Annotated in this window: 14 protein-coding genes; 6 read left to right on the top strand and 8 right to left on the bottom strand. The window is 60.1% G+C overall.

Going from position 1 to position 15,009, the window contains the following annotated elements; genetic code table 11:
- Positions 1-30: 30 nt before the first annotated feature.
- Positions 31-1,005, bottom strand: coding sequence for a Bug family tripartite tricarboxylate transporter substrate binding protein (locus AC3WS7_RS11015; RefSeq protein ID WP_492656374.1), 975 nt, complete (start codon positions 1,003-1,005; stop codon positions 31-33).
- 187 nt (positions 1,006-1,192) lie between these two features.
- Between AC3WS7_RS11015 and AC3WS7_RS11010 the strand changes: the two genes are divergently transcribed.
- The 3 genes from AC3WS7_RS11010 to groL all read left to right on the top strand — a co-directional run bounded on the left by AC3WS7_RS11010 (position 1,193) and on the right by groL (position 3,765).
- Positions 1,193-1,474, top strand: coding sequence for a hypothetical protein (locus AC3WS7_RS11010; RefSeq protein WP_296468802.1), 282 nt, complete (start codon positions 1,193-1,195; stop codon positions 1,472-1,474).
- Positions 1,475-1,730: 256 nt separating this feature from the next.
- Positions 1,731-2,024, top strand: coding sequence for a co-chaperone GroES (groES, locus tag AC3WS7_RS11005; RefSeq protein WP_094477374.1), 294 nt, complete (start codon positions 1,731-1,733; stop codon positions 2,022-2,024).
- A 91-nt stretch (positions 2,025-2,115) separates the two neighbouring features.
- The gene (gene groL, locus AC3WS7_RS11000) at positions 2,116-3,765 is read left to right on the top strand and encodes a chaperonin GroEL (RefSeq protein WP_492656373.1); all 1,650 of its coding nucleotides are present in this window, start codon (positions 2,116-2,118) and stop codon (positions 3,763-3,765) included.
- A 224-nt stretch (positions 3,766-3,989) separates the two neighbouring features.
- Here the strand turns inward: groL and AC3WS7_RS10995 are convergent, their stop codons facing one another.
- From AC3WS7_RS10995 to tal, 4 genes are all read right to left on the bottom strand, one after another.
- Positions 3,990-4,640 (bottom strand): HAD family hydrolase, encoded by a 651-nt coding sequence (locus tag AC3WS7_RS10995; RefSeq protein ID WP_492656372.1) that lies wholly within the window; start codon positions 4,638-4,640, stop codon positions 3,990-3,992.
- Positions 4,637-5,887 carry a winged helix-turn-helix domain-containing protein gene (locus AC3WS7_RS10990; RefSeq protein ID WP_492656371.1) on the bottom strand — a complete coding sequence of 417 codons (1,251 nt, stop codon included), beginning with the start codon at positions 5,885-5,887 and terminating at the stop codon, positions 4,637-4,639. The genes AC3WS7_RS10995 and AC3WS7_RS10990 overlap by 4 nt, the downstream gene beginning before the upstream one ends.
- Before the next feature lie 141 nt (positions 5,888-6,028).
- Positions 6,029-7,597 (bottom strand): glucose-6-phosphate isomerase, encoded by a 1,569-nt coding sequence (pgi, locus tag AC3WS7_RS10985; RefSeq protein ID WP_492656370.1) that lies wholly within the window; start codon positions 7,595-7,597, stop codon positions 6,029-6,031.
- Positions 7,598-7,645: 48 nt separating this feature from the next.
- Entirely contained in the window at positions 7,646-8,593 is a 948-nt protein-coding gene (tal, locus tag AC3WS7_RS10980; RefSeq protein WP_492656369.1) for a transaldolase, read from the bottom strand.
- A gap of 142 nt (positions 8,594-8,735) precedes the next feature.
- On the opposite strand from tal, the gene zwf reads away from it, so the two are divergent.
- On the top strand, positions 8,736-10,202 hold the full coding sequence (zwf, locus tag AC3WS7_RS10975; RefSeq protein ID WP_492656368.1) for a glucose-6-phosphate dehydrogenase: 1,467 nt from the start codon (positions 8,736-8,738) through the stop codon (positions 10,200-10,202).
- Positions 10,203-10,261: 59 nt separating this feature from the next.
- Positions 10,262-11,110: a MurR/RpiR family transcriptional regulator gene (locus tag AC3WS7_RS10970; protein ID WP_296468004.1), complete on the top strand. Its 849-nt coding sequence runs from the start codon at positions 10,262-10,264 to the stop codon at positions 11,108-11,110.
- Between the two features lie 113 nt (positions 11,111-11,223).
- Here the strand turns inward: AC3WS7_RS10970 and AC3WS7_RS10965 are convergent, their stop codons facing one another.
- Positions 11,224-12,312: a porin gene (locus AC3WS7_RS10965; RefSeq protein ID WP_492656367.1), complete on the bottom strand. Its 1,089-nt coding sequence runs from the start codon at positions 12,310-12,312 to the stop codon at positions 11,224-11,226.
- Between the two features lie 303 nt (positions 12,313-12,615).
- Entirely contained in the window at positions 12,616-13,578 is a 963-nt protein-coding gene (locus AC3WS7_RS10960) for a porin (RefSeq protein ID WP_492656366.1), read from the bottom strand.
- A gap of 242 nt (positions 13,579-13,820) precedes the next feature.
- Between AC3WS7_RS10960 and coq7 the strand changes: the two genes are divergently transcribed.
- Positions 13,821-14,438, top strand: coding sequence for a 2-polyprenyl-3-methyl-6-methoxy-1,4-benzoquinone monooxygenase (gene coq7 / locus AC3WS7_RS10955; protein ID WP_492656365.1), 618 nt, complete (start codon positions 13,821-13,823; stop codon positions 14,436-14,438).
- Between the two features lie 6 nt (positions 14,439-14,444).
- On the opposite strand, the gene AC3WS7_RS10950 is transcribed toward coq7, so the two are convergent.
- On the bottom strand, positions 14,445-14,894 hold the full coding sequence (locus AC3WS7_RS10950; protein WP_105261515.1) for an OsmC family protein: 450 nt from the start codon (positions 14,892-14,894) through the stop codon (positions 14,445-14,447).
- Positions 14,895-15,009 lie beyond the last annotated feature (115 nt).

The raw sequence follows: 15,009 nt of genomic DNA, 5'->3' as shown, positions 1-15,009 counted from the left end.
GCCACGCGGCGCATCCCTGCAGACCTTGGCTTACTCGACCTTGGCGCCCGAGGCCTGGACGATGCCCTTCCACTTGGCGTAGTCGGTCTTGAGCAGGGTGGAGAACTGCTCGACCTTCATGGCCACAGGCTCGGCACCCTGGGCCTGGATGGCAGCCTTGACTTCGGGGTTGGCCAACAACTTGTTGACCTCGGTGTTCAGCGTGGTCACCACGGCAGCCGGTGTGCCGGCGGGGGCAAACAGGCCGTACCAGGTGCTCACATCAAAGTCCTTGTAGCCCGACTCCGCCACCGTGGGCACATCGGGAAGCGAGCTGCTGCGTGCAGCCGAGGTGACGGCCAGGGGGCGCAGCTTGCCGGCCTTGATCTGGGCCATGGCCGAGGGCACGGAAGACACCAGCAAATCCACATTGCCCGCCAGCGCGTCCATCAACGCCGGATTGGAGCCCTTGTAGGGAATATGCCGGATATTGATATTGGCAGCCTTCTCAAACAGATGACCGGCCAAGTGGATGGTGGTGCCATTCCCCGGCGAGCCGTAGGTGATGGTGTCGGGCGTGGCCTTGGCAGCAGCCACCACATCGGCCAGGGTCTTGAACCTGGAATTGGCGCTGGTGGCAATCACCACCGGGGTGTACGCCACATGGGCCACGGCGACCAGATCCTTGGTCGGGTCCCAGGGCAGGTTGCCATACAGCCAGGGGCCGACCACCAGGTTGTCCTTCTGGCCCATCACGATGTCATAGCCGGTGGGGGCGGCCTTCACCGCCTCGGTGATGCCGATGGTGCCGCCAGCGCCCGCGCGGTTGTCAGGCACTATCGACCATTTGTTGGCCTCGGTGAGCTTTTGCGCCACCAGGCGGGACAGGATGTCGGTGCCGCCGCCGGGAGGAAAGGGAATGATCAGGCGGACCGATTTGTTGGGGTAGGCCGCATTCTGGGCCTGGGCTACGCCCACCGCCGCCGCAGACACCAGACCCCACACCAACAACTTCTTCAACAACATGGCAATTTCTCCAGAAAAATAAGGGCCGGGGGCCCACGTCCCAAGTCGGGCGATTCTGCCCCAAGGCTGCGAGTTTCATCCTGCGGGATACCCGCACAGCCCGTGCGGCGAACACAACACCCCACTTGAGAGAGACTAGGGTTTACCCTATACTGCAGTGCAACATCGTTCATTTTGGAGGTTTCCCATGGCCAGCACTGCAATACGTACCCCCCATTTCGCCCCCGCCCAGCAGCCCAATGTGGCACAGGCACTGCGCGACCTGCTGGTGTCGGCACGCACACTGAGCAGCGCGCTGTGGGCAGCGGCCTTCCAGCGCCAAACCGTAAGCCCAGTGGAACTGGACGAAGCCAGTCAGCTGCGTGCCCTGGCCGACGACGCGATGGCCAAGGACCCCAACTTTGCGCAAGACCTCTATGCCCTGGCCGATCGCGTAGAGCGCGCGGCCCTGGCCGGCCAGACGGTCTGAACATCCGCCCCCTCCCTTAAAAAGCGTCCCTTGGCGGGGCGCTTTTTTTATGCCCGTGCACGGTGCAATGCGGTGCAGGCAGGACCCGGTACCGTGAGGGCATTCGCGGCACGCTCCCTTGAAAGTGGGGCAAAAGGCCTTATCATTAGCACTCGTTGGGATGGAGTGCTAACAGCGCCCTTTCCACAAGTTCATGTGTGCTTACCCTTAGGTGGGCACCTGTTCCCTTTCTGTTTCAAACCCTAGGAGATTCCTCATGAAACTGCGTCCTCTGGCAGACCGCGTGATTGTTAAGCGCGTTGAAAGCGAAACCAAGACTGCTTCCGGCATCTACATTCCTGACAACGCCGCTGAAAAGCCAGACCAAGGCGAAGTGCTGGCTGTGGGCCCAGGCAAGACCAACGACAAGGGCGAAACCAAGGCCCTGACCGTGAAGGTCGGCGACCGCGTGTTGTTCGGCAAGTACTCCGGCCAGACCGTGAAGGTGGACGGCGACGAACTCCTCGTGATGAAAGAGGATGATTTGTTTGCTGTGGTTGAGTCCAAGTAATACCGGGCTTAAAGCACTATTGAATTCATAGCTGGCCGCGCAATATCCATGCGGGCTAGCGGCATATTTCACTTAAATTTGGAGTCATAACATGGCAGCAAAAGACGTAATTTTCGGCGGCGAAGCCCGCGCACGCATGGTTGAAGGCGTGAACATTTTGGCCAACGCGGTCAAAGTGACCCTGGGCCCCAAGGGCCGTAACGTGGTGCTGGAGCGCTCTTTCGGCGCCCCCACCGTGACCAAGGACGGTGTGTCCGTGGCCAAGGAAATCGAACTCAAAGACAAGCTGCAAAACATGGGCGCGCAGATGGTCAAGGAAGTGGCTTCCAAGACGTCCGACAACGCCGGTGACGGCACCACCACTGCTACCGTGCTGGCCCAAGCCATCGTGCACGAAGGCATGAAGTACGTGGCTGCCGGCATGAACCCCATGGACCTGAAGCGCGGTATCGACAAGGCTGTGACAGCCCTGATCGCCGAGCTGAAGAAGGCCTCCAAGCCCACCACCACCTCCAAGGAAATCGCCCAAGTGGGTTCCATTTCCGCCAACTCTGACTCCTCCATTGGCGAAATCATCGCCAACGCGATGGACAAAGTGGGCAAAGAAGGCGTGATCACTGTGGAAGACGGCAAGTCCCTGCAGAACGAGCTGGATGTCGTGGAAGGCATGCAATTCGACCGCGGCTACCTGTCCCCCTACTTCATCAACAACCCCGAAAAGCAAGCTGCCTTGCTGGACAACCCCTTTGTGCTGTTGTTCGACAAGAAGATCAGCAACATCCGCGACCTGCTGCCCACACTGGAGCAAGTTGCGAAGGCTGGCCGTCCCCTGCTGATCATTGCTGAAGATGTCGAAGGCGAAGCCCTGGCAACTTTGGTGGTGAACACCATCCGCGGCATCCTGAAGGTGGTGGCTGTGAAGGCGCCTGGCTTCGGCGACCGCCGCAAGGCCATGCTGGAAGACATCGCCATCCTGACCGGCGGCAAGGTTATCGCTGAAGAAGTGGGCCTGACCCTGGAAAAGGTGACTTTGGCCGACCTGGGCCAAGCCAAGCGCATCGAAGTGGGCAAGGAAAACACCATCATCATCGACGGCACCGGCGCCGCTGCTGACATCGAAGCCCGCGTGAAGCAAGTGCGTGTGCAAATCGAAGAAGCCACGTCCGACTACGACCGTGAAAAGCTGCAAGAGCGCGTGGCCAAGTTGGCCGGCGGTGTGGCCGTGATCAAGGTTGGCGCTGCCACCGAAGTCGAAATGAAGGAAAAGAAGGCCCGCGTGGAAGACGCCCTGCACGCTACCCGCGCTGCTGTGGAAGAAGGCATTGTGGCTGGTGGTGGCGTGGCTCTGCTGCGCGCCAAGCAAGCGGCTGGCGCCATCAAGGGTGACAACGCCGACCAGGACGCCGGTATCAAGCTGGTGTTGAAGGCCATCGAAGCGCCTCTGCGCGAGATCGTGTTCAACGCCGGTGGCGAAGCCTCGGTGGTGGTGAACGCCGTGTTGAACGGCAAGGGCAACTACGGCTTCAACGCTGCCAACGACAGCTACGGCGACATGATCGAAATGGGTATTCTGGACCCCACCAAGGTGACACGCACAGCCCTGCAAAACGCAGCGTCTGTGGCATCCCTGATGCTGACCACCGAGTGCATGGTGTCTGAGTCCCCCAAGGCTGAGTCCGCTGGCGGCGGCGGTATGCCTGACATGGGTGGAATGGGCGGCATGGGCGGCATGGGCATGTAAGCTCTCCTGGCCTGAGGCGCCATGCCGGCGTTGCAAGGGCTTGCCGTACCGTAGGTACTGTCTGCGCCCTTGCGCCTTGGCCTGGCACCTCATGCTGCGTCGTAGTGGCTTTGCCGCTTGCGACAAAAGCCAAATAAAAAGCCCCGCAAGGTTTTACCTTGCGGGGCTTTTTTACGCCTAGCTCACTATACTTTTGAGAGCTGCTTGCGCAATATCTACGCGGGCTAGAGGTCTATTTCTCTCAAACCTGCGGTTTGCAGATCCTGCGCCACCTGGGTAGCATTCTTGAAGTGGATGCCGTGCCAGCCCTGGGCACGGGCGGCCTCGATGTTGCCCAGCAGGTCGTCGATGAACACCGTCTTGGCCGGCTCCAACGCATAGCGGCTTTGCAGCAGCTGGTAGATGGCGGGCTCGGGTTTGATGAGCAGCACATCGCCCGAAAAAATACCACCGTCGAAGTTCCGCAGAAACGGGTGCAGGCGCTCCAGCGTGCGCGCATAGGGCACGGGCATGTTGGACAGGAAATAGAGATGCAGCGGCTCGCCGCCATTCACCTGCGGCTGCGTGCGCAGCGCACACAACCGGTTCAGCAGCGCCATGGACTCGGGCATGGGCACCAACCGCTCACCAATGCTTTCCACCAACTTGGTCAGCGCAGCGCGGTCCAGCCCCAGGCGAGCCACGGTGCGCTCAATGACCTCGGGCATGGACACCGTGCCGCGGTCAAACTCCTGCCAGTCGGCATGGCCAAACACCTCGTGCGCCAGGTGGCCGGCCAGCGCGGGCGTCGGCGCACGGTCGGGAAAACATTCAGTCACCAGATCTACCGGGCGCCAGGTGAACAGCACCGCGCCAAAGTCAAACACCACATTCATGCGTCAGGTCCTTCAAGTTTTAAATGCTTCAGGGCGCGTTTGAGCGCGGCGGCCAGCTTGGCCGGTTGCGTGCGCGTGACGCGCACCTGCGGCGTGCCGTGCCAGTCCGCACTGCGCTGGATAGCCAGGGCCACATCGACGATGTGCTGGTCGCTCCACACCAGGCCGGGCTGGGCATGGAGGGCACGCACCTCGAACACCCCCTCGGCGCGGTGCGCCTTGGCGTCCAACCGGCCAATGAGTGCACCGCGGCACAGAATGGGCAGCACAAAGTAGCCGTACACACGTTTCTCTTCAGGCGTGTAGCACTCCAGCCGGTAGTCAAAGTCAAACAGCGTGGAGCCGCGTTCACGGTCCCACACCACGGGGTCAAACGGAGACAGCAGTGCAGTGTGTGTGGCCTCCAGCTTGTTGGCACTCGCCTTTTTCAGCAGCGCAGTGTGGCTAGCGTGTACATAGCCGGGTGCATCCCAGCCCTCCACGTCCACGCGCAGCACGCTGCCAGCGTCCACCAGCGCATCCAGGTCCGCGTCTTTGAAGCGCGGCTTGGTGCGGAAGTAGTCGTTCACCCAACGCGCCTGGGTGATGCCCAGCGCAGCGATGGCTTTTTCCATCAGTTGGGCGTGCAGCGCTGCCTCGCTGGGCGGGGCCGCAGGCTGCAGCAGCTGCGGTGCCACGCGTTCGCTGAGGTCATAGACGCGGTGGAAGTTCTCGCGCCGTGCAATCATCAGCTCGCCCAGCGCAAACAGGGCTTCCAGCCAGCGTTTCTCGTCCTTCCAGCCCCACCAGGCACCGCCCTTGCCTTCGGGCCGCTCAAAGTCGGACGATTTCACGGGGCCGTTGCTGCGGATGTGCTCCAGCAACTTGTCCAGGTGCGGGCGCTGCGCCGCATGGCTTTGCGCGGCCTTGGCCAGGCCCCAGTGGCGGCGGGTGTGGCGGTTGTAGGCTCGGTGGATGTGCAGATCGTCCACGTGGGCAAAGCAGGCCTCGTGGGCCCAGGTTTCAAACACCTGGGCTGCGGCGAGCGTCTCTTCCAGCCATTCGCGTGGGTAGTCCCCCAAGCGGGAATGCAGGACGAGGTAAGGGCTGCGCGAGACCACATGGATGGTGTCGATCTGCAGCAGCGCCATGCGCTGGATGCAGGCCGCCACATCGGCCCGCTTGGCGGCACGCGTGGGGGGCTGCAACAAACCCTGCGCTGCGAGATGCAGGTTGCGGGCTTGCACAAGCGAAAGGGAAACACTCATGGATGCATGAGATCTATGCCGCCCAACGCCCCGCAGCATGCAGGGGCGCGGAGGCGGGTGATTTCTGCGCGTTTGGCAGTATGAGCCCGCCGCCGTGCCCCTGCGTGCTGTGCGAGTGCCAGACAACGCACAGGCAAAGGGTTAGCTCCGCAAGCGTGCCAGCAAGCCAGCGGTAGAGCCGTCCAATCCAGTGACATCACCGGAAGCCAGACGTGGCTCAATCTCCTTGGCCAGCACCTTGCCCAGCTCCACGCCCCACTGGTCAAAGCTGTTGATGCCCCACAGGCTGCCGCTGACAAACACGCGGTGCTCCTGCAACGCAATCAGCGCGCCCAACGCAGCCGGGGTCAGGTCGTCCAGCAACAGGAAGGTGCTGGGGCGGTTGCCCGTGAAATGCTTGTGGCCACCCGCGTCGCTCTTGCCCTGCAACAGAGCCTGGGCTTGCGCCAGCACATTGGCCAGCAACAGCGGTTGGTGGCCCTTCAGGTCATGGCGCGCCTTTTTGACGGCGATGAACTCCATGGGCACCACATCGGTCCCCTGGTGCAGCATCTGGAAGTAGGCGTGTTGGCCGTTGGTGCCGGGCTCGCCCCACAGCACGGGCGAGGTGCCAAACGGCAGCGCTTCACCCGACGCGTCCACACGCTTGCCATTGCTCTCCATCTCCAGTTGCTGCAGGTAGGCCGGCACGCGGCGCAAGGCGCTGTGGTACGGCGCAATGCTGCGGCTGGTGAAGCCGTGGAAATTGCGGTACCAGACGTCCAGCAGGCCCAGGCGCACCGGCAGATTGCTTTCCAGCGGCGCGGTGCGGAAGTGCTCGTCCATGGCATGCGCACCGGCCAAAAACTCGCGGAAGCCCGCGGCACCAATGGCAATGGCGATCGGCAGGCCAATGGCCGACCACATGGAATAACGACCGCCCACCCAATCCCAGAACCCAAAGGTGGTGGTGATGCCAAAGGCGTTGGCCGCCGGCACGTTGGTGGTCAGCGCGGCAAAGTGGCGGGCAATGTCGGTGCCGCCCTGCGCCTCGAACCAGGCCTTGGCCGAAGCGGCATTGGTCATGGTCTCGATGGTGGTGAAGGTCTTGCTGGCAATCAGGAAGACTGTGCTGTCGGCTTTGAGATGCGGCAGTTTGGCGGCCAGCTCATGGCCATCCACATTGCTCACAAAGTGCAGGCGCTTGCCGGTGGTGGCAAACGCGTCCAGCGCCAGCACCGCCATTTGCGGGCCCAGATCGGAACCGCCAATGCCGATGTTCACCACGTCGGTGATAGCCTGGTCGGCACGCACCTTCTCTGCGTAGGCCAGCATGGCGTCCAGTGTGGCATGCACCTTGGCCTGCTCGCCTGCTACAAATTCCGTAGCTGCTCCCGCATATTCCACGGGCACTCCAGGCGGATTTCGCAACAGAACGTGCCAAACCTCGCGCTGCTCGGTGTTGTTGATCTTCTGGCCTGCGAACATGGCGTCGCGGTGTTCCAACACTCCGCTCTGGCGCGCCAGGTCCATCAACAAGGCTTCGGTCGCGGCGTCGATGCGGTTCTTCGACAGGTCGGCAAACACATAGGGCGCCTCCTGGCTGAAGCGGCCAAAGCGCTGGGCGTCGGCCTTGAAGGCCTCGCGCACATCGAGCGCCTTGCCGGTGGCGTCATAGGCGGCTTGCAGGGCGCCCCAGGCGGGCGTGCGGTCACAACGGGTACGTGTCATAGTCTTTAATCAGTTGGGGACAGAGCACAAGGTCTGTCCCGCAAAGTATCAAGCGGCCAGCAGCAGCTGTTCCAGCTTCACCGCATCCACACAGAAGGCGCGGATGCCTTCGGCCAGCTTCTCGGTCGCCATGGCGTCGTTGTTCAGCGCCAGGCGGAAGCTGGCTTCGCCATAACTCACATGCTCCAGTGCCAGGTCCTTGGCCGTGTCGGCGTTCAGAGCCTGGGTCAGCGGTGCGTCGGTCGCGGCCAGGCTGGCCAGCAAATCGGGGCTGATGGTCAACAGGTCGCAACCGGCCAGGGCCGTGATCTGGCCCACGTTGCGGAAGCTCGCGCCCATCACCTCGGTTTGGATGCCGAACTTCTTGTAGTAGTTGTAGATCTGTGCCACAGACTTCACGCCGGGGTCATTGGCCAGCGCGTTGTCGGCTTCCACCCAGGCGGCGCCGGCGTTCTTTTTGTACCAGTCGTAAATGCGGCCGACAAACGGGGAAATCAGCTGCACCTTGGCCTGGCCGCAGGCCACGGCCTGGCAGAACGCGAACAACAAGGTCAGGTTGGTGCGGATGCCCTTGCGTTCCAGCTGCTCGGCAGCCTTGATGCCTTCCCAGGTAGAGGCGACCTTGATCAGCACGCGGTCGGAATGGATGCCTTGGGCTTGGTACAGCTCGATCAGACGCTCGCCACGCGCCACGGTGGCGTTGGTGTCAAAGCTCAAACGGGCATCCACTTCGGTGGACACGCGGCCGGGGATGATGGAGAGGATTTCGCAGCCAAAACGCACCAGCAAGCGGTCCACGATCTCGTCCATGGGGCGGCCACGGAACTGGTTCACCGTGTCTTTCACCAAAGGCGCGTAGTCGGCCTTTTGCACGGCCTTCAGGATCAGTGAAGGGTTGGTGGTCGCGTCTTGGGGTTTGAAAGCGTCGAGCTGTTTGAAGTCGCCGGTGTCAGCCACCACGGTGGTGAATTGTTTGAGTGCGTCGAGTTGGTTCATGGAGGGCGCGGGCCAAAGGCCAAGGTTGAAGACTAGGGGTAAACCTGCACAGAGTTGCGGTTTGTCCCCTTGAATTATCAATGAAACAAAGTTACATTACAACGTCATCTTTCATGTAACTCTTAAACGTACCACCTGTCTTATGAGCTTTGATCTAGTCATGTTTGGCGGCACCGGCGATTTGGCCTGGCGCAAGTTGATGCCCGCGTTGTTTCAGGCGTTCCGCCATGGCTCGCTGCCAGAAGGTGGACGCATTATCGGCGTAGGCCGTGACAACCTCAGCCACGAGCAATACCGCGATTTGATCCAGTCTCGCTTCGAAAAAGTGGAGTTGGCCAAGCGCCCCAGCGCCGAAGAGTTTGCCCGCTTTGCCGCCATCCTCGAGTTCCAGCGCATGGACCTGTCCAAGCCCGACGACTACGCCGCCTTGGCCGAGACACTGAACGCCCGCAACGCCGACAGCGTGGTGATCTACGTGGCCACCGCGCCCAGCCTGTTCACCAATGTGTGCGAGCAACTGGCCGCCGCCGGGCTGAACACACCCAAGACCCGCGTGGTGCTGGAAAAACCGCTGGGCCATGACCTCGCCTCCAACCGCGCGATCAACCAGACCGTGCGCCGCTTCTTTGAAGAAAAGCAGATCTTCCGCATCGACCACTACCTGGGCAAGCCCTCGGTGCAAAACCTGTTTGCCATGCGCTTTGGCAACGCCTTGTTCGAACCGCTGTGGCGCCGCGAACATATCGCCAACATCCAGATCACCATTGCCGAAGACCTGGGCGTGGAAAGCCGTGGTGCGTTTTATGAAACCACCGGTGCCCTGCGCGACATGGTGCAGAACCACGCGCTGCAACTGCTGTGTGCAATCGCCATGGAACCGCCGATCAACTCGCACGCCGATGCCATCCGCGACGAGAAGCTCAAGGTGCTGCGCTCGCTCAAACCCTGGACCACAGAGACATTGAAGCAGGATGTGGTGCGCGGCCAGTATTCAGCCGGCACCAGCGGCGGCAACAAGGTGCCCGGCTACCGCGAAGAAACCGGGGTCGACCCCAAGAGCAATACTGAAACCTTTGTCGCCCTGCGCACCGAGATCGCCAATTGGCGCTGGGCCGGCGTGCCCTTCTACATCCGCACCGGCAAGCGCCTGGCGGGCCGCGATGCACGCATCGTCATCAATTTCCGGCCTACGCCCCACGCCATTTACGACTCCAACGAGGGCGCGGCCAACCGGCTGATCATCAATTTGCAGCCCAAGGACGGACTGGAGTTGCACCTGCTGGCCCAGGGCCAGGAGAACCGCCAGTCGCGCGCTGCGGCATCACAAAGCCTGGCTCCCGTGCAACTGGACCTGGACTTTGACAAACGCTTCGGCTCCGAACGCGTGGGTGCTTACGAGCGCTTGCTGCTGGACGTGATTGACGGCCGCCTGAACCTGTTTGTCCGCAGCGACGAGCAGGAAGAAGCCTGGCGCTGGGTCGAACCCATGCTGGAACACTGGGCCGCGGACACGCAAGGCCCGCGCCTGTACGCTGCCGGCACCTGGGGCCCCAGCGCCTCCAGCGCCATGATTGCGCGTGACGGCTTTTGCTGGTCAGAAGAGTCTTGATGTGCTGACGACGGCGCAGCGGCCACGGGGTTGCTGCGCTGTTCACCTGGAACCCGATCATGCTGGACCGAATCAAAGCTTCCCTGCCCTCCTTGGCCCCCGCTGAACAGCGGGTGGGCAAGCTATGCCTGGCCGACCCCCGTGCCTTTGCCAAATTGCCGGTCAGCGAGCTGGCCGACCGCGCCCATGTGAGCAAGCCCACCGTCGTGCGGTTTTGCCGCAGCGTGGGTTATGACGGCCTGTCAGATTTCAAACTGAAGCTGGCTGGCACCGTGAACGAGGGTGTGCCCTTTATTCACCGCAGCGTAGACGCGGACGACAAGACCGGTGACGTCATGGTGAAAGTCATTGACAACACCGTAGCGGCCTTCCTGAAATACCGCAACGACGCCTCTACCCTGGCAATCGAAAAGGCTGTCTTGGCCCTGGTGGAGGCCTATAGTGCGGGCCGCCAAATCCAGTTCTTCGGTGTCGGCAACTCCGGCATCGTGGCGCAAGACGCCCAACACAAATTCTTCCGCCTGGGCATCAACACAACGGCCTATAGCGATGGCCATATGCAGGTCATGAGCGCCTCCATCCTGGGGCCCGGAGACTGCGTGGTGGTGATCAGCAACTCCGGCCGAACCCGCGATCTCATGGACGCCTGTGACATCGCCCGCAAAAATGGCGCTATCACCATCGTCATCACCGCCAGCGGCTCACCTCTGGCCAGCGCTGGGCACATCCACCTGAGCGCCGACCACCCCGAAGGCTTTGACCGCTACAGCCCCATGGTGTCGCGCCTGCTGCACCTGATGATTATCGACATCCTCGCCACTTGCGTCGCCCTGCGCATCGGCAGCGGCACGCTGCAGCCGCTGCTGCGGGAGATGAAACACAACCTGCGGAACAAGCGCTACGCTTGATCCGCAAACGCTTGTCGTAGGCCAAGTACCAAGCTCCCAATAAAAAGCCCCACTGCATCGCTGCAGCGGGGCTTTTTCATCCAATCAAATCACTGGCTTGCGCCAGCGCTGGATTAGAAGGAGTGGGAAACCAACAGGTTGGTCTGGTTGCTGCGGTCTTTGCCAGCGGCAGACAACCAGTTGGCGTAGTTGGCAATCAGGCTGGTGCGCTTGCTCAAAGCGTAAGTGGCGGACAAGCCATAACCATTACGTGTTTGATCCAACTGGCCAGCCGTCAGTGGCAGAGGTCCAGAGAAGGTTTGCGCAATGGTGCCAGCAGATGTTTCTTGGGCAAAGTTTGCACCCAAAGTCAGCGCACCAAAAGGCACGGAGACAGCAATCATCGAGTCAGTCAGCGTAGAACCACCTGTGGTTGTCAACACGGACACACCACCACCCAGTTTGGCAACGCCAAAATCGTAAGAAGCTGCGGTGCGAATCACGTCTTTGTAAGAGGTGTTCACGTTGTCTGTGCGGCCGTCGTACACCAAGTAGTTCACGTTCGCGATCAACGCACCACCTACGTAGGTAGCAGAAAGGCTGTTGAGGCGCTGACCTGTGGTGCTTGCAGCACCGGCGGCACCAACACCCAAGCCCATTCCAACACCAGCAGTGGTACTAGAACTGACAGAAGCTTGCTCCAAATGTGAAAAACCAACGTAGACAGGGCCGAGCTTGGTGTCAAAACCAACACCTTCTTTCAGACCGCGGGAAGGAAAAACTTTGTTATCCATACCAACACCACCAACGCCAGAGATACCACCCGACAGGTAGTCAACAGGTTTGTAAGTCTGCAGCGTGAAACGACCTACGGAGGTTGTCAATTTCAAAGAAGAATCACCGCCCGAGGCCGCGCCACGGCTAAACCCGTCAAGGCTCATTTCTGCCGCCACACTCATGCCACCGCCGAGATCTTCTTTGGCAGTGAAGGTCACCAGCGATGTGTCAACGCCAAAGCCAGAGGATTCACCAACAGCATTACCACCGCTACCACCAGCCAAGGCCTGCGTAACAGTTTGAATACCTTGCTGCAAAGCAGTACCGGAATTTGGCGCTGTGTAGCTGGACTTGAACCCATAGATGTAGTTGCCAGTGATGGTCACTTGCGCGAAGGAAGCGCCGGAAGCAGCCAAAACTGCCAAAGCGATGAGCGATTTTTTCATGGAATGTCTCTTCAGTTTGAGTTAGATGGTAAGCAAGCCAAGGTTTTGAACACTCAACCTGCAACTCCTACTTCTTGATTCAGAAGTAGCTTGTATTGAAACAAAAATTCACATTCACGTCATGTAATTGAGGCGACAAAAAGTAGACGACCGTGCCAAAAAGTGTGTTTTGTTGTATTAGCACCAACACCACCCTTTCTCCCATATTGTGAACTTTTAAGTTTTTGGTGCATAAAAAAACCCGCTGTATTGCTACAGCGGGTCTTGCTTTTAAATCTCACACTGGCTTACGCCAGCACTAGATTAGAAAGTGTGGGAGATCAACAGTTCTGTCAGGTTTGCGCGCTGTGTGCCAGACTCATCCCAGTTGGTGTAAGCACCAATCAGGGAAGTACGCTTGCTCAGCGAGTACACAGCCTTCAAGCCGTAACCGGACTTGGACACGTCACCAGCAGCAACAGTGGAGTTTTCACGCTTGGAAGAGCCGATATCCAAACCGAGTGTCAATGCACCCAGAGGAGCAGTCACAGCCACGATAGACTCGGAATAAGTGCCTTCGTTACGCTGAACTTGCACGAAACCAGCGCCCAACTTGAATGCGCCGAAGTCATAAGAACCCTTCACGCGAGCACGGCTCTTGGAGCGATCCTTAGAAGTACCGTTGAAGGCACCAGAAGTAGCCAAAGCACCTTGGTTATCCCAAGAAGTGAAACCACCGGTCACAGCCAAGGGGCCAGCTGCATAGGACAAAGAAGCAGTGTTGCTGCGTTGGTCATTGTTGCTTGCAGAGCCAGCACCCAAGCCAGCGCCAGATGCATTTTCAGTGTGAGACAGACCGAAAGTCAAGCCACCGAAAGAAGGCGATGTGTATGCCACGGAGTCATTGATTGTACGACCACCGAAGACTTTGTCATCAAATCCAGGAATGCCGCCGATCACGGAAGACAGGTAGTCAGCGCCCTTGTCGTTGGCCAGCTTGAACTTACCGAAGCCGCCTTCCAGGGTCAGGGAGTTGTCGCCGCCGTTAGCAGCACCGCGAGTGAAACCGTCCAAAGACATTTCAGCAGAAGCCTTCAGGCCACCGCCCAAGTCTTCGGAAGCAGCGAACTTCACGAAGGATGTGTCCACGCCCAAGCCGGACTTTTCAACACCAGCGCTGGAGTTGGAAGTGTTCCAACCGTAAGCGTATTCACCAGTGATAGTCACTTGAGCGAAAGAAGCGCCGGAAGCAGCCAGAACGGCCAAAGCGATGAGGGTCTTTTTCATGTAGAAATACTCCAAGGTTAAACATAGAGCTCCGGACCGATTGTTCGGAACTCCGGGCCAACCTCCTATTCAGGAAGTTGGATGTATTGCACCAGACGGGGGGACGTTTGGCAAAGAAAACAGGCAAAAGATTAGGGTTCTTACGGGTTACCGTTGTTGGGTTGCAACAATTTGTTTGACTGCTATCAAGCTCACCTTAACGTCAGCCCCGGTAGACTCTGGCCATACTGGAAAGACTCTCTATGGACGCAATTTTCACGGCGGCAGACACTGCGTTGCGCACCCTGTTTGCCCAACCCCACGCAGCCAAACCCTGTCCCACCGTGGCCGAGCAGGCAACGCAACTGACGGATGCGGAAAAACGCAAGGCGGCAGGCCTGATGCGGGTGAACCATGTGGGCGAGGTGTGCGCCCAGGCGCTCTACACGGCGCAAGCCCTGGCCACCCCCAACCAGGCCCTGCGCAAACACTTCACCCAGGCCTGCATTGAAGAAACCGACCACTTGGCGTGGACGGCCCAGCGCCTGCAGGAACTGGGCTCGCGGCCCTCGCTGCTGAACCCCTTGTGGTACGCGGGCGCCTTCGGCTTGGGGCTGCTGGCGGGCCGCATGGGCGATGCCATCAGCCTGGGTTTTGTGGTGGAAACCGAAACACAGGTAGGAGCCCACCTGCAAAGCCACCTGGAGCTGCTGCCAGAAAGCGACCACGCCTCGCGCGCGATCGTGGCGCAGATGCACGATGACGAACTTCGCCATGCCAACGAGGCACAGGCGGCAGGCGGTGTGGACTTGCCACAACCCGTCAAAGCACTCATGCGCGCCGCCGCCAAGGTGATGACCACCGTGGCAGAGCGGATCTAGGGCTGATTAGGCCTCGACCAAGTCAAACCCGGTCGTGATTTCGGCCGTTTTGCCCAGCATGATGCTGGCCGAGCAGTATTTTTCGTGACTCATGGCAATGGCACGTTCCACGGCACTGGCGGGGATGCCCTTGCCGGTCACGGTGAACTGCATATGGATCTTGGTGAACACCTTGGGGTCCACCTCGGCGCGTTCGGCAGTGAGCTTGACGGTGCAGCCTTGCACATCGTGGCGGCCACGCTTCAAAATCAGCACCACGTCATAGGCTGTGCAGCCACCGGTGCCAGCCAGCACGGTTTCCAGCGGGCGGGGCGCCAAATTCTGGCCACCGTTTTCAGGTTTCGCCGCGTCAGGCGCACCATCCATCATCAAGGTGTGGCCGCTGCCGGTTTCCGCCACAAAACCCATGCCGGAGCGGGTATTCAAACCGCCGGTCCAGCTCACTGTGCATTCCATCGTCGTATTCCTTTAACAAATTGCCCCGCGCGGGGCCAAAAACAGTTCGCTACAATACGTCAAACAGCTCCGCGCGGAGCTAGCCGATTGCGTTTTACCTCGTCGTACTGGAGTG

The sequence above is a fragment of the Rhodoferax sp. EU05-FHT12H12 genome, assembly GCF_058791215.1.
The sequence above is the reverse complement of the archived record's forward strand: the minus strand, read 5'-3'. Positions and strand labels throughout refer to the sequence as shown.